Annotated in this window: 18 protein-coding genes, 1 pseudogene and 1 riboswitch; of the genes and pseudogenes, 10 read left to right on the top strand and 9 right to left on the bottom strand. The window is 73.9% G+C overall.

Annotation, left to right across the window (positions count from 1 at the left end):
* Both ACFW1A_RS22950 and ACFW1A_RS22945 read right to left on the bottom strand, forming a co-directional pair.
* Window positions 1-205, bottom strand: a pseudogene (locus ACFW1A_RS22950) (hypothetical protein); the annotation flags it as partial.
* Window positions 202-1,188: an aldo/keto reductase gene (locus ACFW1A_RS22945; protein ID WP_380411018.1), complete on the bottom strand. Its 987-nt coding sequence runs from the start codon at window positions 1,186-1,188 to the stop codon at window positions 202-204. The gene ACFW1A_RS22945 and the pseudogene ACFW1A_RS22950, both read right to left, overlap by 4 nt.
* A gap of 147 nt (window positions 1,189-1,335) precedes the next feature.
* On the opposite strand from ACFW1A_RS22945, the gene ACFW1A_RS22940 reads away from it, so the two are divergent.
* From ACFW1A_RS22940 to mshC, 5 genes are all read left to right on the top strand, one after another.
* Entirely contained in the window at window positions 1,336-2,382 is a 1,047-nt protein-coding gene (locus ACFW1A_RS22940) for an LLM class F420-dependent oxidoreductase (protein ID WP_380411017.1), read from the top strand.
* A gap of 90 nt (window positions 2,383-2,472) precedes the next feature.
* Window positions 2,473-3,162 carry a histidine phosphatase family protein gene (locus ACFW1A_RS22935; RefSeq protein WP_380411016.1) on the top strand — a complete coding sequence of 230 codons (690 nt, stop codon included), beginning with the start codon at window positions 2,473-2,475 and terminating at the stop codon, window positions 3,160-3,162.
* Window positions 3,163-3,229: 67 nt separating this feature from the next.
* The gene (locus ACFW1A_RS22930) at window positions 3,230-3,799 is read left to right on the top strand and encodes a DUF3090 domain-containing protein (protein WP_380411014.1); all 570 of its coding nucleotides are present in this window, start codon (window positions 3,230-3,232) and stop codon (window positions 3,797-3,799) included.
* 110 nt (window positions 3,800-3,909) lie between these two features.
* Window positions 3,910-4,707 carry an SCO1664 family protein gene (locus ACFW1A_RS22925; protein WP_380411019.1) on the top strand — a complete coding sequence of 266 codons (798 nt, stop codon included), beginning with the start codon at window positions 3,910-3,912 and terminating at the stop codon, window positions 4,705-4,707.
* A 128-nt stretch (window positions 4,708-4,835) separates the two neighbouring features.
* Window positions 4,836-6,065, top strand: a complete 1,230-nt coding sequence (gene mshC / locus ACFW1A_RS22920) for a cysteine--1-D-myo-inosityl 2-amino-2-deoxy-alpha-D-glucopyranoside ligase (RefSeq protein WP_380411012.1) — start codon at window positions 4,836-4,838, stop codon at window positions 6,063-6,065.
* Here mshC and ACFW1A_RS22915 read toward each other — a convergent pair.
* The 5 genes from ACFW1A_RS22915 to ACFW1A_RS22895 all read right to left on the bottom strand — a co-directional run bounded on the left by ACFW1A_RS22915 (window position 6,045) and on the right by ACFW1A_RS22895 (window position 10,677).
* Complete coding sequence (locus ACFW1A_RS22915) at window positions 6,045-6,911, bottom strand: slipin family protein (RefSeq protein ID WP_380411010.1); 867 nt, start codon at window positions 6,909-6,911, stop codon at window positions 6,045-6,047. The two genes, mshC and ACFW1A_RS22915, sit on opposite strands and share 21 nt — an antisense overlap.
* A 211-nt stretch (window positions 6,912-7,122) precedes the next feature.
* Window positions 7,123-8,151, bottom strand: a complete 1,029-nt coding sequence (locus tag ACFW1A_RS22910; protein ID WP_380411008.1) for a PAC2 family protein — start codon at window positions 8,149-8,151, stop codon at window positions 7,123-7,125.
* Window positions 8,152-8,238: 87 nt separating this feature from the next.
* A complete protein-coding gene (locus ACFW1A_RS22905; RefSeq protein WP_380411004.1) occupies window positions 8,239-9,066 on the bottom strand; it encodes an SGNH/GDSL hydrolase family protein in 828 nt (275 codons plus the stop codon).
* Between the two features lie 59 nt (window positions 9,067-9,125).
* Entirely contained in the window at window positions 9,126-9,902 is a 777-nt protein-coding gene (locus ACFW1A_RS22900) for a GNAT family N-acetyltransferase (protein ID WP_380411003.1), read from the bottom strand.
* A gap of 40 nt (window positions 9,903-9,942) precedes the next feature.
* Complete coding sequence (locus ACFW1A_RS22895) at window positions 9,943-10,677, bottom strand: HAD family hydrolase (protein WP_380411002.1); 735 nt, start codon at window positions 10,675-10,677, stop codon at window positions 9,943-9,945.
* 128 nt (window positions 10,678-10,805) lie between these two features.
* A riboswitch (ZMP/ZTP riboswitch) is annotated at window positions 10,806-10,892 on the top strand.
* 27 nt (window positions 10,893-10,919) lie between these two features.
* On the opposite strand from ACFW1A_RS22895, the gene ACFW1A_RS22890 reads away from it, so the two are divergent.
* A complete protein-coding gene (locus ACFW1A_RS22890) occupies window positions 10,920-12,074 on the top strand; it encodes a phosphoribosylaminoimidazolecarboxamide formyltransferase (RefSeq protein WP_380411001.1) in 1,155 nt (384 codons plus the stop codon).
* Between the two features lie 7 nt (window positions 12,075-12,081).
* Here the strand turns inward: ACFW1A_RS22890 and ACFW1A_RS22885 are convergent, their stop codons facing one another.
* The gene (locus ACFW1A_RS22885) at window positions 12,082-12,816 is read right to left on the bottom strand and encodes an alpha/beta fold hydrolase (protein ID WP_380411000.1); all 735 of its coding nucleotides are present in this window, start codon (window positions 12,814-12,816) and stop codon (window positions 12,082-12,084) included.
* Between the two features lie 112 nt (window positions 12,817-12,928).
* On the opposite strand from ACFW1A_RS22885, the gene ACFW1A_RS22880 reads away from it, so the two are divergent.
* Window positions 12,929-13,555, top strand: a complete 627-nt coding sequence (locus ACFW1A_RS22880) for a DsbA family protein (RefSeq protein WP_380410999.1) — start codon at window positions 12,929-12,931, stop codon at window positions 13,553-13,555.
* Window positions 13,556-13,604: 49 nt separating this feature from the next.
* On the opposite strand, the gene ACFW1A_RS22875 is transcribed toward ACFW1A_RS22880, so the two are convergent.
* Window positions 13,605-14,663: a hypothetical protein gene (locus ACFW1A_RS22875; RefSeq protein ID WP_380410998.1), complete on the bottom strand. Its 1,059-nt coding sequence runs from the start codon at window positions 14,661-14,663 to the stop codon at window positions 13,605-13,607.
* Between the two features lie 161 nt (window positions 14,664-14,824).
* On the opposite strand from ACFW1A_RS22875, the gene metH reads away from it, so the two are divergent.
* The 3 genes from metH (at window position 14,825) to ACFW1A_RS22860 (ending at window position 21,052) form a co-directional block, all read left to right on the top strand.
* A complete protein-coding gene (gene metH, locus ACFW1A_RS22870; protein ID WP_380410997.1) occupies window positions 14,825-18,328 on the top strand; it encodes a methionine synthase in 3,504 nt (1,167 codons plus the stop codon).
* A 93-nt stretch (window positions 18,329-18,421) separates the two neighbouring features.
* Complete coding sequence (locus ACFW1A_RS22865) at window positions 18,422-19,126, top strand: HAD family hydrolase (RefSeq protein ID WP_380410996.1); 705 nt, start codon at window positions 18,422-18,424, stop codon at window positions 19,124-19,126.
* A 303-nt stretch (window positions 19,127-19,429) separates the two neighbouring features.
* On the top strand, window positions 19,430-21,052 hold the full coding sequence (locus ACFW1A_RS22860) for an ABC transporter substrate-binding protein (RefSeq protein ID WP_380410995.1): 1,623 nt from the start codon (window positions 19,430-19,432) through the stop codon (window positions 21,050-21,052).
* Window positions 21,053-21,077: the final 25 nt, after the last annotated feature.

Raw genomic sequence — 21,077 nt, 5'->3', positions numbered from 1 at the left:
GTGCGGGGGCCGGCGGCGCATCGGCGGCGGGCTGCGGCGCGGCCGGGGCCGCGGTCGCCGGTGCGGGGGCCGGGCCGGTGCGGCGCTCCACGGCGCGGATCGCCTCGGTCAACGCGGCCAGGTCGGCGCTGCGCGAGGTGCGCGGCTCGGGCACGGCGGGCTCCCCGGCAGCGGTGTCGCCGGCCGGGTCGGGCGTCTGACTCACAGTTCGTTCCAGTCCTGATCAGGGTAGCGACGCACCGGCGCCGAGATGTCGTCCAGCGCACCGCGGATCTCATCAGGCAGGGTAAGCGCCTCCACCGACAGGGCCGACGTCAGCTGGGCCGCCGTGCGCGCCCCGACGACCGCGGCGGCCACCCCGGGCCGGTCGCGCACCCAGGACAGCGCCACCGCCAGCGGGCTGCTGGCCAGTCCGTCGGCGGCGGTGGCCACCGCGTCGACGATCCGGCGCGAGCGCTCGCCGAGGTAGGGCTGGACGAAGCCGGACAGGTAGGGCGAGGCGCCGCGGGAGTCCTGCGGCACCCCGTGCCGGTACTTGCCGGTGAGCACGCCGCGGCCCAGCGGCGAGGAGGCCAGCAGCCCGACCCCGGCGTCCCGGGCGGCCGGCAGCACCTCGCGCTCGATGCCGCGCTGCAGCAGCGAGTACTCCATCTGGGTCGAGGCGAGCGGCACCCGGCCGCCGCCGGAGCACTGCTGCCAGGCGGCGGCCTTGGCCAACTGCCAGCCGCAGAAGTCGGAGACGCCGACGTACCGGACCCGGCCGGAGGAGACCGCCAGGTCCAGTGCGTGCAGCGTCTCCTCGGTGGGGGTGTCGGGGTCGAAGGAGTGCACCTGCCACAGGTCCACGTAGTCGGTGCCGAGCCGGCGCAGCGAGGCGTCCAGGGCGGCCAGCAGGTGGCCGCGGGAGGCGTCGAAGCGGCGGGCGGAGTCGGGGACGCTGCCCGCCTTGGTGGCGATCACCAGCTCGGAGCGGGCCACCAGGCCGTCGTCGAGGAGCCGGGCCAGCAGGTACTCGGCGCCGCCGTCGGCGTACACGTCGGCGGTGTCCACCAGGGTGCCGCCGGCGTCCAGGAAGACCTTCAACTGCTCGGCCGCCTCGGCCACCTCGGTGTCCCGACCCCAGGTCATGGTGCCCAGGCCCAGCCGGGACACCCGCAGGCCGGTGCGGCCGAGCTGACGCTTCTCCATGCCCAAGGTCCCCCTCGATCGGTGACCCCGAGCCTAGTCACACGGACCGGCGATTGTGACGCGCGCCACGCCTACCGGTCAGTAGCACGGCGGTCGCCGCCGGGGCTACGGTGGCTGCCGGATCTCACGGACGAAAGGCGTGCGGGCATGCGACTCGGCATCAACCTCGGCTACTGGGGCCTCGGCCTGGACGCCGACAACATCGCGGTGGCCCAGGAGGCCGACCGGCTCGGCTACTCGGTCTGCTGGGCCGCGGAGGCCTACGGCTCGGACGCCGCCACGGTGCTCTCGTTCGTCGCGGCCAGGACCGAGCGGATCGACGTCGGCTCGGCCATCTTCCAGATCCCGGCCCGCACCCCGGCGATGACCGCGATGACCGCCGCCACCCTGGACACCCTCTCCGGCGGCCGGTTCCGGCTGGGCCTGGGCGTCTCCGGGCCGCAGGTGTCCGAGGGCTGGTACGGCGTCAGGTTCGACAAGCCGCTGGCCCGCACCCGGGAGTACGTGGAGATCGTCCGCAAGGCGATGACCCGCGAGCGGCTCAGCCACCAGGGCGCGAACTGGACCCTGCCGCTGCCCGGCGGCCCGGGCAAGGCGCTGAAGCTGACGGTGCATCCGGTGCGCGAGCGGATCCCGCTGTACATCGCGGCGATGGGCCCGAAGAACCTGGAGCTGACCGGCGAGATCGCCGACGGCTGGCTGGGGCTGTTCTTCGTGCCGGAGCAGGCCGAGCTCTCGCTGGCCCCGCTGCGCGCCGGGCGGGCGAAGGCCGGGCTGGAGCTCGACGGGTTCGACCTCTGCCCGACCGTCAACATCGCCGTGGGCGAGGACGTGGCGGCGGCCGCCGACGCGCAGCGGGACTACGTGGCGCTGTACATCGGCGGCATGGGCAGCAAGGAGAAGAACTTCTACAACCAGCTGGCCTGCCGGATGGGTTACGAGCAGGCGGCCGAGGAGGTCCAGCAGCGCTACCTGGCCGGCGACAAGAAGGGCGCGGCGGCCGCGGTGCCGCACGAGCTGATCGACGCCTGCTCGCTGCTCGGCCCCAAGGAGCGGATCGCCGACCGGATGCAGGCCTACGCCGCCGCCGGCGTGACCACGCTGACCCTGGCCCCCACCGGCTGGACCCGGGACGAGCGGCTCACCGCGCTGCGCACCGGGATCGAGGCGCTGGAGCTCGCCGGCCTGGCGTAGATGGCGCAGTCCGCGCGCACCCGGGCCGTTCCGGCGCTCCCGCCGCCCGGGACCCGGGAACGGCCCGCCCGCACCCCGTAGGCTTGGGGCATGCCCACACTGCTGTTGGTACGTCATGGCCGGTCGACTGCGAACTCCGGCGGGATCCTCGCCGGTTGGACCCCGGGCGTGGACCTGGACGAGACCGGGCGGGGGCAGGCCGAGCGGCTGGTCGAGCGACTGGCGGGGGTGCCGCTGGCCCGGGTGGTCAGCAGCCCGCTGGAGCGCTGCCGGCAGACCGTGGCCCCGCTGCTGGCGGCCCGCCCGGAGCTGGGCGGGCCGACCCTGGACGACCGGCTCGGCGAGTGCCACTACGGCGAGTGGACCGGCCGGCCGCTGGCCGAGCTGGCCAAGGAGCCGCTCTGGCGCACCGTGCAGGACCACGCCTCGGCCGCCGCGTTCCCCGGCGGCGAGTCGCTGCGCGCGCTGAGCCACCGCACGGTGGCCGCGGCCCGCGAGTGGGACGAGAAGATCGCCGCCGAGCACGGGCCCGACGCGGTCTGGCTCGCCGCCAGCCACGGCGACGTGATCAAGGCGATCGTGGCCGACGCGCTCGGCCTGCACCTGGACCACTTCCAGCGGATCAACGTCGACCCGGCCTCGGTGACCGTCATCCGCTACACCCCCCACCGCCCGTTCCTGCTGCGGATGGGCGACACCGGTGACCTGTCCGGCCTGGCCGCCGCACCGCCCGCCGGCGGCGACGCGGTGGTCGGCGGTTCCACCGGCAGCACGCCGTAGGGTGAAACCGGGCGCTGCGCCCGGCTTCACGTGACCACCCCCGTTCACCACACCCCGGAGCGAGACAGTGCCCCGACAGGTCTTCTTCTACGACCAGCCCGAGCGGTTCGTCGCCGGCACGGTCGGCCAGCCGGGCGCGCGCGCCTTCTACCTGCAGGCCAGCGCGCGCGGCCGGATCACCAGCGTGCTGCTGGAGAAGACCCAGGTGGCGGCGCTGGCCGAGCGGGTCGACGAGGTGCTGGACGAGGCGCTGCGGCGCAGCGGCGGCAAGGCGCCGATCCCGGCGGTGGCGCCGGTCGAGCTGGCCGACGCCGCACCGCTGGACCTGCCGCTGGAGCAGGAGTTCCGGGTCGGCACCATGGCACTGGCCTGGGACGCGGGGGACGGCTGCCTGGTGGTGGAGGCGCAGGCGCTGGTCGAGGGCGAGGAGGAGGACGAGGACGAGGAACTCGTCTTCGAGGACGACGAGAACGGCCCGGACATGCTGCGGGTGCGACTGACCGGTGCGATGGCCCGGGTCTTCGCCAAGCGCGCGCTGGACCTGGTCGCGGCCGGCCGCAAGCCCTGCCCGTTCTGCAACCTGCCGCTGGACCCGGAGGGCCACCTGTGCCCGCGTCAGAACGGGTACAAGCGCTGAACGCCGACCAGCGGTCCGAACCCGCCGAGGACCCGGCTGTCGACCCGGCCGAGGACTCCGGCGAGGAGGAGCACGGGATACCGGAGGTCGACCCGGCGGCGGCCGCCGCGCTGGCCGCCGACGTGCCCGCCGCGCTGGAGCTGCTGGCCGCCGGCGAGCTGACCGTGCTCGGGCAGCTGACCGAGGCCTCGAACGCCGCGCTCTACTGCACGGTGGAGCTGGCCGGGGTCTCGGCCGCCTGCGTCTACAAGCCGGTGCGCGGCGAGCGCCCGCTGTGGGACTTCCCGGACGGCACGCTGGCCGGGCGCGAGGTGGCCGCCTACGAGGTCTCCGCGGCCACCGGCTGGGCGCTGATCCCGCCCACCGTGCTGCGCGAGGGCCCGTTCGGCCCCGGCATGGCGCAGATCTGGGTCGAGCCGGACCCGCAGGCGGCCCCGCTGCTGGCGCTGCAGAGCCCGCGCGGCCCCGAGCCCGGCTGGCTGCCGGTCGTCGAGGCGGAGCTGGAGCAGGGCCGCCGCGCCCTGCTGGTGCACGCCGACGACGAGCGGCTGCGCCGGCTCGCGGTGCTGGACGCGGTGCTGAACAACGCCGACCGCAAGGGCGGCCACCTGCTGCCGGCGGCCGACGGGCGGATCTACGGGATCGACCACGGCGTGACCTTCAACACCGAGGGCAAGCTGCGCACCCTGCTCTGGGGCTGGGCCCGCGAGCCGCTGACCGAGGAGGCGCGCCGGGTGCTGGACCGGCTGGCCGAGCAGCTGGCCGGTCCGCTCGGGGAGCGGCTGGCGCCGCACCTGACGGAGGCCGAGCTGACGGCGCTCTCGGACCGGGTCGCCGGGCTGCGCCGCACCGGCACCCACCCGGTGCCGTCCGAGGAGTGGCCCGCGATCCCCTGGCCGCCGGTCTGACGGCCGGCGCGGCCGCCGGGCGGGCCGTTCGGCGCAGCCGCTGGTCGGGCGCGTGTCGAGCACGTGTTTCGGCCGTTTCCGAACGACTGGTTAGCCTTTCAAATGATCGCGAGGTTAGAGTCCTGCCTATGCATGCCTGGCCAGCTTCCGAGGTTCCCGCCCTACCCGGTCAGGGACACCCTCTGCGAATCCACGACACCGCCACCGGCACGGTCCGTGAGGTCGTCCCCCAGGGTGACACCGCCCGCCTGTACGTCTGCGGCATCACCCCCTACGACGCCACCCACCTGGGCCACGCCGCCACCTACAACGCCTTCGACCTGGTCCAGCGCGTCTGGTTGGACAACGGTCGCCAGGTGCACTACGTGCAGAACGTGACCGACGTGGACGACCCGCTGCTCGAGCGCGCGGTGGCCACCGGGCAGGACTGGACCCAGCTGGCCGAGCGCGAGACGGCGCTCTTCCGCGAGGACATGACCGCGCTGCGGATCCTGCCCCCGGCCCAGTACGTCGGCGCGGTGGAGTCGATCCCGTGGATCGTCCCGCTGGTCCAGCGCCTGCTCGCCAGCGGCGCCGCCTACGAGCTGGACGGCGACATCTACTTCTCGGCCGCCGCCGACCCGCACTTCGGCGAGGTCTCCGGCCTGACCCGGGAGCAGATGCTGCCGGTCTTCGCCGAGCGCGGCGGCGACCCGGACCGCCCGGGCAAGCGCGACCCGCTGGACGCGCTGCTCTGGCTCTCGGCCCGCCCGGGCGAGCCCGCCTGGGACACCGAGCTGGGCCACGGCCGGCCCGGCTGGCACATCGAGTGCGTGGCGATCGCGCTGAAGTACCTGGACATGGGCTTCGACATCCAGGGCGGCGGCAGCGACCTGTCCTTCCCGCACCACGAGATGGGCGCCTCGCACGCCCAGGCGGCCACCGGCACCCACCCCTTCGCGCGGGCCTACGTGCACGCCGGCATGGTGGCGCTGGACGGCGAGAAGATGTCCAAGTCGCGCGGCAACCTGGTCTTCGTCTCGGCGCTGCGCCGCGAGGGCGTGGACCCGGCCGCGATCCGGCTCGCACTGCTCTCCCGGCACTACCGCGCGGACTGGGAGTGGACCAAGTCGGTGCTGGACGAGGCGCTGGAGCGGCTGGGCCGCTGGCGCGCCGCGGTCTCCCGGCCGGACGGCCCGTCGGCCGAGCGGATGCTCGCCGAGGTGCGGGCCGCGCTGGCCGAGGACCTGGACGCACCGGGCGCGCTGGCCGCGGTCGACCGCTGGGCGGCCGAGCAGGCCGACCGGGGCGGCAGCGACACCGGTGCGCCGGGGCTGGTCTCGCGCACCGTGGACGCGCTACTGGGCGTCGCCCTCTGAGGGCACCGGCCTGATCCGGGGTTCCCGCTGCTCGCCCTGCGGCAGCGGCGGGGCCCCGGCCTCCTTCGCCCGCTGGTTCGCCTCGGTGGCGCTGTCCAGGAAGCGCAACAGCTCCACCGGGAACGGCAGCACCAGGGTGGAGTTCTTCTCGGCCGCCACCTCCACCACCGTCTGGAGCAGTCGCAGCTGCAGCGCCGCCGGGGTCTCGGCCATGATCCGGGCCGCCTCGGAGAGCTGCTTGGAGGCCTGGAACTCGCCGTCGGCGGTGATGATCCGGGCCCGCCGCTCCCGGTCGGCCTCGGCCTGGCGGGCCATCGAGCGCTTCATCGACTCGGGCAGCGCCACGTCCTTGATCTCCACCCGGTCGATCTGGATCCCCCAGCCCAGCGCCGGGCTGTCCAGCATCAGCTCCAGGCCCTGGTTGATCGGCTCCCGGTTGGCGAGCAGGTCGTCCAGCTCGCTCTTGCCGATGATCGAGCGCAGCGAGGTCTGCGCCACCTGGAGCATGGCGAACTGGTAGTCCTGCACGTTGACGGTGGCCCGGACCGGGTCGACCACCTGGAAGTAGACCACCGCGTCGACCCGCACCGTGACGTTGTCGCGGGTGATGCCCTCCTGGGCCGGCACCGGCATGGTGACGATCTGCATGTTCACCCGGCGGATCCGGTCGGAGACCGGGTTGAGCAGCACCAGGCCCGGCTCGCGGACCTCGTCGCGCACCTTGCCGAAGCGGAACACCACCCCGCGCTGGAACTGCTGGACCACCCGCACGCCGGAGGCTGCCCAGACAGCCCCCACCGCGGCGATCGCCCCGATCGCCCCGAGCACCGCATCCAGGATCAACATGGCGTCACCTCGGCCACACCCGGCTCACCAGGCTATCCACCGTACTCCGGTGGGCGGTGCGGCGGACGGGTGCCGGGACGCCCGGCGGCCGATAAGTGGTCTAGACCCTTGACAGGACACGGTCCGGACCGGTGCACTGGACCCGGGCCGGTGACCGACGGCTGCCCGACGCCGGTCACCGGCCCGTCCGCGTGCGACGGTTGACGGTGGCTCAGCCCCGCGGACCGTCGGCGTTGTGGTCCTCGTCGGCGGCGTCGCCGGGCTCCCCGGTCCGGTCGTCCTGGTCCGGTGCGGTCTCCGGTGCGGTCTCCGGCTCGGCCTCGGCGGGCCCCGCCGGCTCGCCGCCGCCGCGCTCCACGATGGCCCGCCCGCCGGCCGGCTTCTCGCCCGCCGGGCCCTGGTTGTCCCGGCGGCGCAGGTAGCGCTCGAACTCCCGGGCGATCGCCTCGCCGCTGGCCTCCGGCAGCTCGGCCGTGTCCTGGGCCTCCTCCAGCTGCTGCACGTACTCCGCCACCTCGCTGTCCTCGGCGGCCAGCTGGTCCACGCCGAGCTGCCAGGCGCGGGCGTCCTCGGGCAGCTCGCCCGGCGGGATCCGCAGGTCCAGCAGGTCCTCCAGCTTGTTCAGCAGCGCCAGGGTGGCCTTCGGGTTGGGCGGCTGGGCCACGTAGTGCGGCACCGCGGCCCAGAGCGTCACGGCCGGCACCCCGGCGTGCGTGAAGGCCTCCTGGAGCACGCCGACGATGCCGGTCGGGCCCTCGTAGCGGCTCTCCTCCAGCTCCAGCCGGCGGGCCAGCTCGGCGTCCGAGGTGACCCCGCTGACCGGGACCGGGCGGGTGTGCGGGGTGTCACCGAGCAGCGCGCCGAGGATCACCACCAGCTCGACGCCGAGCTCGTGCGCGAGGCCGAGCAGCTCCTGGCAGAAGGAGCGCCAGCGCATGCTCGGCTCGATGCCGCGCACCAGCACCAGGTCCCGGGTCTTCGGCTCGGTCACCCGGACCACCGAGAGCCGGGTGGTCGGCCAGGTGATCCGGCGGACCCCGCCGTCCAGCCAGACGGTCGGCCGGTTCACCTGGAAGTCGTAGTAATCCTCCGCATCCAGGGCGGTGAACACCTTGCCGCCCCAGGTCTCGTCCAGATGGCCCACCGCCGTGGAGGCGGCATCGCCCGCGTCGTTCCAGCCCTCGAAGGCACAGACCATGACCGGGTCGATCAACTCGGGAACATCTTCCAGCTCGATCACCCAGCGTCTCCCTCCGCGTGTGGAACTCCGCGTTCCACGGACCCTACCTGCCCAGCCTACGGGCTTTGATGCGCCGCGTGAGCGGGGTTAGGCCAGGACCGCGCGCACCGCCGGAAGGTAGCCCCTGGCCTGGCCGTCGGCGGTGGGGTGGAAGGACTCCCACGGGTTCAGCAGCACGATGCCGGTGATCCACTCGCCGTTGGAGCCGGCGCAGACCCCGTGGCCGGCGAAGGCCGGACGCGGGTCCGCGAACTGCGCGCCGTGCGCCGTCGCCTGGCGCCGGATCAGGTCGTCCGTCTCGTCGGTGAGCCGGTTGAAGCGGGCCCGCCGGCTGTCGGTGCCGGTCCAGCAGGCGCCCGCCGGGTGCTCGGTCAGCAGGTCCGGGTAGCCGGTGACCAGCACCCGGGCGCCGGGCGCGGCCCGGTCGACCGCGTCGAGCAGCCGGTCGAGCCGCCCGGGCAGTTGGTCGTGCAGCAGCTCGGCCGAGTGGTCCAGGGCCCGGTTGCAGCGGTCCTCGGTGGTCAGCGGCTGCAGGCAGGCCAGCACCGCGTCCTCGAAGTCCAGGTCGTTGCCGCCCACGGTGAGCGTCACCGTGCCGGTGCCGGCCGGCAGGTGGGGGAGCTGACGGTCCAGCACCTGCTGGGTGTCGGCACCGTTGCAGGCCAGGTCGGTGAAGGCGGTGCCGGGGTGGGCGGCGGCCCAGAGCGCGGGGTAGGCGCGGCTGCTGCGGTGGCAGTCGCCGCTGGCCGCGTCGTAGGCACCGGCGGCCACCCCGGCGGCGTAGGAGTCGCCGAGCGCGGCGTAGCCGCCGGGGGCGGCCGCGGCCGGGGCGGCGGCCGGGAGGAGCAGCAGGGCGGCCGCCGCCAGCGCGGCGGTGACGGGACGGCGCGGGAGCCGGGCGAGCAGAGGCATCATGGTGGCGCATGGTAGTCGATCGGATGCACCGGGTGACCGAAGGTCAGGGCGTGTAAAGGTCAGGGCGTGTAGGTGAACGGCGTGGTGACGCTCAGCGCCGCGAAGCCGAGGCCGTCGAGGATCGGCCGGCTCTGGTCGGAGGCGTCCACCTGGAGGTAGCGGTAGCCGCGGTCCAGGGCCAGCCGCGCCCGGTGCGCCACCAGGGCGCGGTACAGGCCGCGCCCGCGCCAGTCGGGGTGGGTGCCGCCGCTCCACAGGCCGGCGAAGGAGACCCCCGGCAGCGTCTCCATCCGGGCCGCGCTGACCGGCCGCTCCCCGGCCATCGCCACCACCAGGGTGATCGTCTCCGGCGCCGCGGCCAGCTGGGCCAGCAGTCGCTCGGCCAGCCGTTCGGCGTTCTCGCCGAAGGCCAGGCCGTTCACCTCGGCCAGCAGCCGCACCGCCGTCTCGTCGGTCTCGGTGCGCAGGTGCACGCCCTCGGGCAGGCGGACCGGGACGGCCTGGGCGGCGGCCTCGGCGACCATCAGGGTCTCCGGCGGCTCCGCGGTGAAACCGGCCGCCAGCAGCCGGTCGGGCAGGTCGGCCGGCCGGTCGTGCCGGTAGTGCTTCCACTCGAACTCGCGCCCGCACGCGGTGAAGTAGGCGATCTGGTCGGCGATCGCGGCGTCCGCCCCGGCCTCGTCCAGGTCGGACCAGAGCACGGCGGACCAGCCCTGCGGTCCGCCGTCGTGGCGCACGAGGCGGTCGGTGCGGTGCACCACGGCGCCGGGACCGTCGGGGCCGGCCTCGCGGCGCAGTTCGCGGTCATAGGTCTCGAGTACGGCTGAGTCGTCCATCCGCGCAGTCCAGCACCGGTGCGGCGGCCCGGCAAGCGGTTTAGGGCCTCTCCGGCGACCCCTCGGCGCCGGCGGTGAGGGCGGCGAGCACGGCGGCGGTGTCGGTCAGGTCGGCCAGCACCGCGTCCGCGCCGGCCTCGGCCAGCTCCCGGGCCGGGACGGTGCCGGTGGCCACCGCCACGCAGCGGGCGCCGGCCGCCCGGGCGGTGGCCACGTCGCGCAGCGTGTCGCCGACGATCACCGCGTTGCGGCCCTGGTAGCGCCGGCCGAGCACCCGCTCGGCCCGGGCGAACGCGTGCGCGGGCAGGTCGCTGCGCTCGTAGGCGTCGTCCCCGTAGGCGCCCAGCCGCAGGTCCAGGTACTCGCTCAGGCCGAAGGCGCTCAGCTTGAGCAGCGCCAGCGCGGGCACGTTGCCGGTCAGCACCGACTGGCGCACGCCCGGCGCGGCCGCCACCGCAGCCAGGGCCTCCCGGGCGCCGGGCAGCGCGCCGCCCTCCGCGGCCAGCTCCGCGGCCCGGTCCTGGAGCTCGGCCACCACCAGGTCCATGAAGGTGTCCCGCAGTCCGTCGCCCGGGTCCAGGTCGTGCGCCCGCAGCGCCTCGGTGGCCGCGGCCAGCTCGGTGCGGCCGTCGAACCGCCAGCCGTCGGCCAGCTCCACCCCGGTGGCCCGGCGGAAGGCGGCCGCGTACGCCCGCCGGTTGACCGTGCCGCAGTCCAGCAGCGTGTGGTCGATGTCCCAGAGCACCAGCAGCGGTGTGGGCAGGTTGATGTTCAAGGACCCCTCCGATCTCCCCGGCTGCGGCCGCGCACCCGCGACCCCCCGTGCTCCGATCATCGCGCATATGCCAGCGGCCCACCGGCAACTCAGCCGAACACGCGCCCGGAAGTCGAGCCCCTAGACTTTGTGCGGGCCGCGACTGGCGAGGGTGGGCCACCACCGGGGAGCGGGCCGTCGAACCGGTGTGAGCGTCGACCGCCTGGGCGCCTCCATCAGCAACCGAGCTGAGGAGGAGTCGGATGAGGCTGCGTCAGGGCATGAACCCGCACCAGGGCGTGGGACCGGTGGTCCCGGTGGAGCCCGGGCGGTGGCCGGTGCGGGTGCTGAACGGCGAGCCGTCCCTGATCAACCTGCTGGACGCGCTGAACGCCTGGCAGTTGGTCAGCGAGGCCGCCGCGGTGGCCGGCCGCCCGGCCGCCGCCTCGTTCAAGCACCTCTCCCCGGCCGGGGCCGCGCTGGCCGGCGCGCTGGATCCGGGCACCGCCGCCCTGTACGGCGCGGGAGGCGCCCCCGGCCCGGTGACCGGCGCCTACCTGCGGGCCCGGGACGCCGACCCGAAGTCCTCCTACGGCGACCTCGCGGCCGTCTCGCACGAGGTGGACGAGGAGCTGGCCGAGCTGCTCCAGGGCCTGGTCTGCGACGGCATCGTGGCGCCGGGCTACGCGCCGGGGGCGGTGGCCCGGCTGGCCCGCAAGAAGGGCGGCCGGTTCCTGGTGCTGGCGGCCGACCCCGGCTACCGGCCGCCGCCGACCGAGACCCGCGAGGTCTTCGGCCTGCGGCTGACCCAGCAGCGCGACGCCGCCCCGGTCGGCCCCGAGCTGCTCGACCCGGTCACCGGCGAGCGGCCGGGCCCGGCCGGGCTGGCCGACGTGCTGCTCGGGCTGACGGTGCTGCGCTACACCCAGTCCAACTCGGTCTGCTACCTGCGCGACGGGGTGACGCTGGGGATCGGGGCTGGCCAGCAGTCCCGGGTGGACTGCACCCGGCTGGCCGGCGCCAAGACCGACACCTGGTGGCTGCGCCGCCACCCGGCGGTCCGGGCGATGGCGTTCCGCCCCGGGGTGCGCCGCCAGGAGCGGGTGAACTGGCGGGTGCGGTGCGTGGAGGGCGACCTGACCCCGGACGAGCAGGACCGGCTGGCCGCCGTGCTGACCGGGCCGGTGCCGGTGCTCACCGCCGCCGACCGGACCGCCTGGCTGGCCGGGCTGGACGGGGTGACCTTCGCCTCCGACGGCGCGCTGCCGTTCCGCGACAACGTCGACCACGCGCACCGCCACGGCGTGGCCCGGATCGTGGAGCCGGGCGGCTCGATCCGGTCCGGCGAGGTGGCCGACGCCTGCCGCGAGCACGGCATCACCCTGCTGCACACCGGCCTGCGGCTGTTCCACCACTGACCGGCGGTCAGGCCAGGTCGGCCAGCACCCGCGCGGTGTCCGCCGGGCGGGAGAACATCGGCCAGTGCCCGGTGGGCAGTTCGACCAGCTGCCAGGCGGGGTCGGCCATCCCGGCGAACCAGGGATGGCCGGCCCCGATCAGCGCGCGGACCCGGTCGAGCGGGAAGGAGCAGGTGACCAGCGCCTTCGGCAGCCGGGCGCCCGCGCCGGAGAGCCGCAGCGGCTGGCGCAGCGCGCCGAACGGGTGGTCGGTGGCCCGGGCGGCGACCGCGGCCAGCACCTCGGGCTCCAGACCCGCGAGCGAGGCGCCGCGCTCGGCCAGCTCCGGCCAGGACGGCATCGGGTACCGCCAGCCGTCCCGGACGGCGGCCTCGATCACCGCCCGCAGCTCGGGCGGGTTCTGCTCGATCGGGGCCAGGCCGTCCGGCACCGGGCCGCTGTCCAGGTAGACCACCCGGCGGATCCGCTCCGGCACCCGGTCGGCCGCCCCGGTCACCGGGGCACCGGCCCCGCTGTGCCCGACCAGCACCACCTCGCGCAGGTCGGCGTCGGCCAGCAGGCCGGTCAGGTCGGCGACGTGCCGCTCCAGGTCCACCTGCGGTCCGCCCTCGGCGGCCCGCTCGGCCAGGCCGGTCAGGGTGACCGCGTGCACCGCGTGCCCGTCCGCGCGCAGGGCCCGCGCCACCTCGTCCCAGGCCCAGCCGCCCAGCCAGTAGCCCGGCACCAACACGAACGTACTCATCGGAATTCCCTCCTCGGGTCAGCTGTTGCGACCTTAGGACCGGATCAGGCCAGATCCGGTCCGCAACCACAACGCCGCCGGGTGTGTCACACCCTGGACCTAAGGTGAGCGCATGACCTCTGACACCCAGTCCGCTCCGACCAAGGTCGACTTCTACTTCGACCCCGCGTGCCCCTTCGCCTGGATCACCTCCCGCTGGATCCTGGAGGTGGAGCAGTACCGCGACCTGGACCTCTCCTTCAAGGTGATGAGCCTGTCGGTGCTCAACCAGGGCCGGGACAACCTGCCCGAGCAGTACCGGGACCTGCTGGACCGCGCCTGGGCCCCGGTCCGGGTGTGCATCGCGGCGGCCGAGCGCCACGGCAGCAAGGTGCTGCGCGACCTCTACACCGCGATGGGCACCCGGATCCACAACCAGGACAACAAGAACTACGCCGAGGTCATCGAGCAGTCGCTGGCCGAGCTGGGCCTGCCGGCCGACCTGGCCGAGGCCGCGACCAGCACGGAGTGGGACGAGGCGCTGCGCCGCAGCCACCACGAGGGCATGGACCCGGTCGGCGAGGAGGTCGGCACCCCGACCATCCACATCGACGGGGTGGCCTTCTTCGGCCCGGTCCTCACCGCGATCCCGCGCGGCCAGCAGGCGCTGGACGTCTTCGACGGGGCCCGGCTGCTGGCCGGCTACCCGAAGTTCTTCGAGCTCAAGCGGACCCGCACCGGCGAGCTGGACTTCAGCTGACGGCGGCTCGGGCGGGCACCCGGCAGCGGGGCGCCCGCCCGGCGGCGCGTCAGCAGCCGCACCAGTCCCGGCGGTAGGCCGCCCAGTCCGCCTCGGTGGCGGAGAAGTCGGCGTACACCGCCACCCCGAAGGCGCTGCGGCCGGCGTCGGCCCGCCCGAGGCCCAGGCGCACCCCGCGCACCGCGGCCGGCACGGTCTCCGCCGAGCCCCGGTGGCCCCAGGTGTCGGCCCAGTAGGCGGGCAGCCCCATCAGCAGGTCCACGTCCTGCGGCGTCACCTCCAGCGCCAGCTCGGTCTGCTGCGCCACGTACCCGCCGTACAGCGAGGGCACCGGCATCGACGTGTCGTAGGACATCACCGCGATCTGCTCGACCCGGCGGGCCACCTGCCCGAAGTACTCCTGGGACCACCACTTGGGGTGCCCGGCCGCCGCTCCGGCCAGCGCGTGCAGCCCCGGCAGCGGGTCGATCTGCGGCACCGCCACCGACAGCGGCACGCCGCGGGCCGCCGTCACCCGGTGCGTCTGGTCCAGCAGCGCCAGGTACCCGGCGGAGCCCGAGGCCACCGGCTCCAGGTCGTAGTGCACCCCGTCGAACCCGGCGTCCAGCACCTGCGCGGCCGACTCGGTGATCCGCTGCCGCACCTCGGGCTGCTCCAGGTGCAGCCCCTCGGGGTGCTCGGGCGCCACCACGTCGCCCAGCCAGGCCTGCACCCGCACCCCGGGGAGCTCGCGGTGCACCGCGGCGATCAGCTCGGCGGCCTTCGGATAGAGCGCGGCGGGCAGCGAGCCGTCGTTCGCCAGCGGACCGGTGTGCACGTACAGGTCACGGATCCCGCCGCGGACCAGCTGCGGCAGGGCGGCGTAGTCGGCCGGCCCCTTGCGCCCGTCCACCCAGGCGTGGCCGAGCCAGGCGGCGTCCCGGCCGCGGGTGCGGGCGCGCGCGTCCGGCTCGCCGGCGTCCGCCAGCCGCAGCGCCAGCACGAGGCCGCCCACCGGCAGCACCAGCAGCACCCCGACCAGCAACAGGGTGATCCCCACCCACCGCCGCCGCAGCAGCCGCGGCACCCGCAGCCACCCGGGCCGACGCGTCCAAGCGCTGAGATCCATCCGTGCCCGCCCCACCCGCGCCACTCCCTCCGGTGCCCGCCAAAAGGCCCACCATACGGAACGCCCTCCGACGCAGCGGCCGCGGCCAGCTACGCTGGCGGGGTGCATCCCCGTCAGGGGGAGCGCATAGCCGACAGCCGTCGCACCCAGGGAGTAGCCCCATGGCCACCAGTGTCCCCTCTGCCGACCAGCAGTCCCGCGCCAGCGCACTGCGCGAAGCCCTCGCCACCCGGGTGGTGGTGGCCGACGGTGCGATGGGCACCATGCTCCAGGCGCAGGAGCCGACGCTGGCGGACTTCCAGGACCTGGAGGGCTGCAACGAGATCCTCAACGTGACCCGCCCGGACATCGTCCGCGGGGTGCACGAGGCGTACTTCGCGGTCGGCGTGGACTGCGTGGAGACCAACACCTTCGGGGCCAACCACGCGGCGCTGGGCGAGTACGACATCCCCGAGCGGATCTTCGAGCTGTCCGAGGCCGGCGCCCGGATCGCCCGCGAGAGCGCCGACTCCTTCACCGCCGCCGACGGCCGCCCGCGCTGGGTGCTCGGCTCGATCGGCCCGGGCACCAAGCTGCCGACCCTGGGTCACATCGGCTTCGACACGGTGCGCGAGGGCTTCCGGCTGAACGCGGCCGGCCTGATCGCCGGCGGGGCCGACGCCCTGCTGATCGAGACCAGCCAGGACCTGCTGCAGACCAAGGCCGCGGTGCTCGGCAGCAAGCAGGCGATGGCCGAGGCCGGCCTCGACCTGGTGCTGGTGGTCCACGTGACCGTGGAGACCACCGGCACCATGCTGCTCGGCTCCGAGATCGGCGCGGCGCTGACCGCGCTGGAGCCGCTGGGCATCGACTACATCGGCCTGAACTGCGCCACCGGCCCCGAGCAGTACAGCGAGCACCTGCGCTACCTGGCCAAGAACGCCCGGATCGGCCTGTCCTGCATGCCGAACGCCGGCCTGCCGGTGCTCGGCAAGGACGGCGCGCACTACCCGCTCACCCCGGTCGAGCTCGCCGACGCGCAGGACACCTTCGTGCGCGAGTACGGCCTGTCGCTGGTCGGCGGCTGTTGCGGCTCCACCCCCGAGCACCTGCGCCAGGTGGTCGAGCGGGTGCAGGGCCGCCCGGTGACCGTCCGCCACCCCAGGCCCGAGCCGGGCGCCGCCTCGCTCTACCAGCCGGTGCCGTTCCGCCAGGACACCTCCTACCTGGCGATCGGCGAGCGGACCAACGCCAACGGCTCCAAGAAGTTCCGCGAGTCGATGCTGGCCGGCGACTGGCAGGCCTGCGTGGAGATCGCCCGCGACCAGATCCGCGAGGGCGCCCACCTGCTGGACCTGTGCGTGGACTACGTCGGCCGGGACGGCGTGGCCGACATGCGCGAGATCGCCGGGCGGCTCGCCACCGCCTCCACGCTGCCGATCGTGCTGGACTCGACCGAGCCGCAGGTGCTGCGCGCGGGCCTGGAGATGCTGGGCGGGCGCGCGGTGCTCAACTCGGTCAACTACGAGGACGGCGACGGCCCGGAGACCCGGTTCGGCCGGATCGCCGCGCTGGCCCGCGAGCACGGCGCGGCGCTGATCGCGCTGACCATCGACGAGCAGGGCCAGGCCCGCACCGCCGAGACCAAGGTGGCCATCGCCGAGCGGCTGATCGAGCAGCTGGGCCGCGACTACGGCATCGCCGAGCACGACATCCTGGTCGACTGCCTGGCCTTCACCCTGGCCACCGGCCAGGAGGAGTCCCGGCGCGACGGCGTGGAGACCATCGAGGCGATCCGCGAGCTCAAGCGCCGCCACCCCGCGGTGCAGACCACGCTGGGCCTGTCCAACATCTCCTTCGGCCTGAGCCCGGCCGCCCGCCAGGTGCTCAACTCGGTCTTCCTGCACGAGTGCGTGCAGGCCGGTCTGGACTCGGCGATCGTGCACGCCGCCAAGATCCTGCCGATCGCCCGGATCCCCGAGGACCAGCGCGAGGCCGCCCTGGACCTGGTCTACGACCGGCGCACCGAGGACTACGACCCGCTGCAGCGGCTGCTGGCCCTGTTCGAGGGGGTCAGCTCGGCCTCGGTGAAGGCGTCCAAGGCCGAGGAGCTGGCCGCGCTGCCGCTGGAGGAGCGGCTGCAGCGCCGGATCGTGGACGGCGAGCGCAAGGGCCTGGAGCCCGACCTGGACGAGGCGCTGACGGTCCGCCCGGCGCTGGAGATCGTCAACGAGGTGCTGCTGGAGGGCATGAAGACGGTCGGCGAGCTGTTCGGCTCCGGCCAGATGCAGCTGCCCTTCGTGCTCCAGTCGGCCGAGGTGATGAAGGCCGCGGTGGCCCACCTGGAGCCGCACATGGAGAAGTCCGAGGACGAGGGCAAGGGCACCATCGTGCTGGCCACCGTCAAGGGCGACGTGCACGACATCGGCAAGAACCTGGTCGACATCATCCTGTCCAACAACGGCTACACCGTGGTCAACCTGGGCATCAAGCAGCCGGTCTCGGCGATCGTGGAGGCCGCGCAGGAGCACCGGGCCGACGTGATCGGCATGTCCGGACTGCTGGTCAAGTCCACGGTGATCATGAAGGAGAACCTGGAGGAGCTCAACCAGCGGGGACTCGCCGCCGCGTTCCCGGTGATCCTGGGCGGCGCCGCGCTCACCCGGGCCTACGTGGAGCAGGACCTGCACGAGGTCTACCAGGGCGAGGTGCGCTACGCCCGGGACGCCTTCGAGGGCCTGCGGCTGATGGACGCGCTGATCGCGGTCAAGCGCGGTGTCCCCGGGGCCGTGCTGCCGGAGCTGCGCCAGCGCCGGCACGCCCGGGTCGAGGTGGCCGAGCCGGAGGAGGTGAACCTCGGTCAGATCCGCTCCGACGTGGCGGTGGACAACCGGGTGCCCGCGCCGCCGTTCTGGGGCGACCGGATCGTCAAGGGCGTCCCGTTCGCCGACTACTCCTCCTGGCTGGACGAGGACGCGCTGTTCAAGGGCCAGTGGGGCCTGAAGGCGGCCCGCTCCGGCGGCCCGTCCTACGAGGAGCTGGTGGAGACCGAGGGCCGGCCGCGGCTGCGGATGTGGCTGGACCGGCTGCAGACCGAGGGCTGGCTGGAGCCCGCCGTGGTCTACGGCTACTTCCCCGCCGCGTCCAAGGGCGACGACCTGATCGTCTTCCACGAGGACGGCACCGAGCGGACCCGGTTCACCTTCCCGCGCCAGCGGCGCGGGCGCCGGCTCTGCCTGGCCGACTTCTTCCGCCCGGAGGAGTCCGGCGAGCGCGACGTGGTGGGCCTGCAGGTGGTCACCATGGGCAACCGGGTCTCGGAGGCGGCCAACGAGCTGTTCCAGGCCAACGCCTACCGCGACTACCTGGAGCTGCACGGCCTGTCGGTGCAGCTGGCCGAGGCGCTCGCCGAGTTCTGGCACGCCCGGGTCCGCTTCGAGCTCGGCTTCGGCGAGGAGGACCCGCAGGACATCCGGGACATGTTCCAGCTGAAGTACCGCGGCGCGCGCTTCTCGCTGGGCTACGGCGCCTGCCCCGAGCTGGAGGACCGGGCCAAGATCGCCGAACTGCTGCGCCCGGAGCGGATCGGCGTGGTGCTCTCGGAGGAGTTCCAGCTGCACCCGGAGCAGTCCACCGACGCGATCGTCATCCACCACCCGGAGGCGAAGTACTTCAACGCGCGGTAACCCTTCGCTCACGCTGGCTTCGCTGAACTGCGCGTATGCTGGACGGCCCCCGTCTTCCCGGACGGGGGCCCAGCTGCGAAGGGGCGTGCCCGCATGACCACCGTCGACACCACCACCGTCAGCCTCGGCGACAGCGGGCCGGGCGGCCTGCAGGCGGTCCTGGTCGACATGGACGGCACGCTGGTGGACACCGAGGACTTCTGGTGGCAGGCCGAGTCCTCGCTCTTCGCGGAGTTGGGCCATCCGTTGGACGAGGCCCACCGGGCGCAGCTGGTGGGCGGTCCGATGACCCGGGTGATCGACTACCTGCTGGCCGAGACCGGTCTGCGGATCGAACCGGCCGAGCTGGTGGTGAAGATCAACGAGCGGTTCGTGCAGCTGCTCGACGGCGGCGCCCCGCTGATGCCGGGCGCGGCCGAGCTGCTGGCGCTGCTGCGCGAGCAGCGGATCCCGGCCGCGCTGGTCTCCGCCTCGCACCGGCGGATCATCGACCTGGTGCTGAAGAACCTCGGTGACCACCCGTTCGCCTTCTCGGTGGCCGGCGACGAGGTGGCCCGGACCAAGCCGAACCCCGACCCCTACCTGGCCGCCGCGCAGCGGCTGGGCGCGGACCCGGCGCGCTGCGTGGTGATCGAGGACGCGCCGCTCGGCGTGCAGGCGGGCGAGGCGGCCGGCTGCCCGGTGATCGCGGTGCCCTCGGTGGCCCCGATCGAGCCGGCGCCCGGGCGCACCGTGCTGCGCTCGCTGGCCGAGCTGGACCTGGCGCTGCTGCGCTCGGTGGTGGCGAGCCGGGTCTGACGATCCCGTTCCTGAGAAGAACCTGAGGGTGTGATCCCGGTCTCAATCCCGGCATCCGAGATGGCTGACATGTGCATGTATGGCAGGGCAAATCGGGGCATCAGCTGACAAGTCGTTGGTTCCGCCGGTCTTCGATACGCAAGCGTGTCCGATGACCGGTCGGACGTGTGCTTCCCGTGTGGCAGGCTGGCGCGGTCCACCCCGACATGCCACACGGCGAGCCCGACGGACGCGTCCCCCACCGGGGCCGGCCGCCGGCCGTCGCACCGACCCCCCGGGTCGGCCAGCACGGAGAAGGAAGCCATGAGTTCAGCCATACGACGCACGCCCGGCCGGCTCGCCACGCTGGGGTGCGCGACCCTGGTGGCCACCTCGCTGGCGGGCTGCGGCTCCGTCAAGTCCATCGCCGGGGCCGACAGCGGCAAGGACGCCATCACCATGGGCACCACCAACGTGACCGGGGTGCTGGACCCGGCCGGTGCCTACGACCAGGGCTCCTGGCTGATCCTGCAGAACACCTTCCAGGGCCTGCTGCGCTTCCCGGAGGGCTCCACCCTGCCGCAGCCCGACGCGGCCCAGGCCTGCGACTTCGCCGGTGCCGACGCCACCACCTACCACTGCACCCTGCGCAGCGGCCTGACCTTCTCCAACGGCGACCCGCTGACCGCCCAGGACGTGGTCTTCTCGATGGACCGGATGAAGAAGATCAAGGACGACAACGGTCCGTCCTCGCTCTTCGACACCGTCAAGTCGGTGGAGGCCAAGGGCGACGGCGAGGTGGTCTTCCACCTGTCGGTGCCGGACGCCACGCTGCCCGACAAGCTCGCCAGCGCCGCCGGCTCGATCGTGGACCACGCGGTCTTCCCGGCCGACAAGGAGCTGGCCAACGACAAGCTGATCGGCTCCGGCCCGTACAAGATCGATTCGGTCGACCAGTCCGCGGCCGCCGACGGCACCAAGTCGATCAACAAGATCGCGCTGTCCGCCAACGGCAAGTACCACGGCGACCAGAAGCTGAAGAACTCCAAGTTCAACGTCAAGTTCCTGGCCAGCCCGGACGACCTGAAGTCGGCGCTGGACTCGGGCCAGGTCGACCTGACCGACAACAGCCTGGACCCGAACGTCTCCGCGCAGCTGCTCACCGACCAGCAGACCGGCAAGGGCACCATCAAGGTCACCCAGGCCGACGGCAACGACACCCGCTTCCTGGTCTTCAACACCAAGGACGAGACCGCCGGCCAGCAGGCGGTCCGCCAGGCCGTCGCCCAGCTGATCGACCGTCAGGCGCTGGCCCGCGACGTCTACGCGCGCACGGTGCAGCCGCTCTACTCGGTGGTCCCCAGCGGCGTGGCCGGCCACAGCACCTCGTTCTTCGACCGCTACGGCAACCCCGACCCGGCCAAGGCCAAGGCGCTGCTGGCCGCCGCGAAGGTGCCCACCCCGGTCAAGCTGAACATCGCCTGGTCCCGCGCCCGCGCGCAGAGCGCCGAGACCGACACGATCAAGAAGCAGCTGGAGGCCGGCGGCCTGTTCCAGGTGACGGTCACCCAGCAGCCGGACTGGACCGCCTACAAGAAGGCCTGGACGGCCGGCACCTACCAGGCCTACACGGTGGGCTGGAGCGCCGACTACCCGGACGCCGACGACTTCGTGGCCCCGCTGGTGGTGGACGGCGGCGCCTTCCACAACGGCTTCGACGACCCGCAGATCAGCAACAAGCTGGTCCCGCAGGAGCAGCGCCAGGCCGACCGCACGGTGGCCGCCAGCACCTTCGCGCAGATCCAGGACGCGCTGGCCACCCAGGTCCCGCTGCTGCCGCTGTTCCAGAACAAGTCCTTCTTCGCCGCCCGCGCCGACATCACCGGCGTGGAGCTCACGGTGGACTCCACCGGCGTCTTCCGGTTCGGCGAGATCGGCCGCGGCTGACCGCAGGCCGGCACGACCGAGGGCC

Origin of the sequence: Kitasatospora sp. NPDC058965 (assembly GCF_042741245.1) — a bacterium.
In the GTDB taxonomy this organism is placed as follows: Bacteria; Actinomycetota; Actinomycetes; order Streptomycetales; family Streptomycetaceae; genus Kitasatospora.
Note: the sequence above shows the minus strand (reverse complement) of the source record. Positions and strands in the feature narration are given on the sequence as shown.

Coding starts and splice junctions, on each gene's coding strand:
- ACFW1A_RS22945 (WP_380411018.1), bottom strand. CDS start 1,188: ATGGAGAAGCGTCAGCTCGGCCGCACCGGCCTGCGGGTGTCCCGGCTG.
- ACFW1A_RS22940 (WP_380411017.1), top strand. CDS start 1,336: ATGCGACTCGGCATCAACCTCGGCTACTGGGGCCTCGGCCTGGACGCC.
- ACFW1A_RS22935 (WP_380411016.1), top strand. CDS start 2,473: ATGCCCACACTGCTGTTGGTACGTCATGGCCGGTCGACTGCGAACTCC.
- mshC (WP_380411012.1), top strand. CDS start 4,836: ATGCATGCCTGGCCAGCTTCCGAGGTTCCCGCCCTACCCGGTCAGGGA.
- ACFW1A_RS22915 (WP_380411010.1), bottom strand. CDS start 6,911: ATGTTGATCCTGGATGCGGTGCTCGGGGCGATCGGGGCGATCGCCGCG.
- ACFW1A_RS22905 (WP_380411004.1), bottom strand. CDS start 9,066: ATGATGCCTCTGCTCGCCCGGCTCCCGCGCCGTCCCGTCACCGCCGCG.
- ACFW1A_RS22900 (WP_380411003.1), bottom strand. CDS start 9,902: ATGGACGACTCAGCCGTACTCGAGACCTATGACCGCGAACTGCGCCGC.
- ACFW1A_RS22890 (WP_380411001.1), top strand. CDS start 10,920: ATGAGGCTGCGTCAGGGCATGAACCCGCACCAGGGCGTGGGACCGGTG.
- ACFW1A_RS22885 (WP_380411000.1), bottom strand. CDS start 12,816: ATGAGTACGTTCGTGTTGGTGCCGGGCTACTGGCTGGGCGGCTGGGCC.
- ACFW1A_RS22880 (WP_380410999.1), top strand. CDS start 12,929: ATGACCTCTGACACCCAGTCCGCTCCGACCAAGGTCGACTTCTACTTC.
- ACFW1A_RS22875 (WP_380410998.1), bottom strand. CDS start 14,663: ATGGATCTCAGCGCTTGGACGCGTCGGCCCGGGTGGCTGCGGGTGCCG.
- metH (WP_380410997.1), top strand. CDS start 14,825: ATGGCCACCAGTGTCCCCTCTGCCGACCAGCAGTCCCGCGCCAGCGCA.
- ACFW1A_RS22865 (WP_380410996.1), top strand. CDS start 18,422: ATGACCACCGTCGACACCACCACCGTCAGCCTCGGCGACAGCGGGCCG.
- ACFW1A_RS22860 (WP_380410995.1), top strand. CDS start 19,430: ATGAGTTCAGCCATACGACGCACGCCCGGCCGGCTCGCCACGCTGGGG.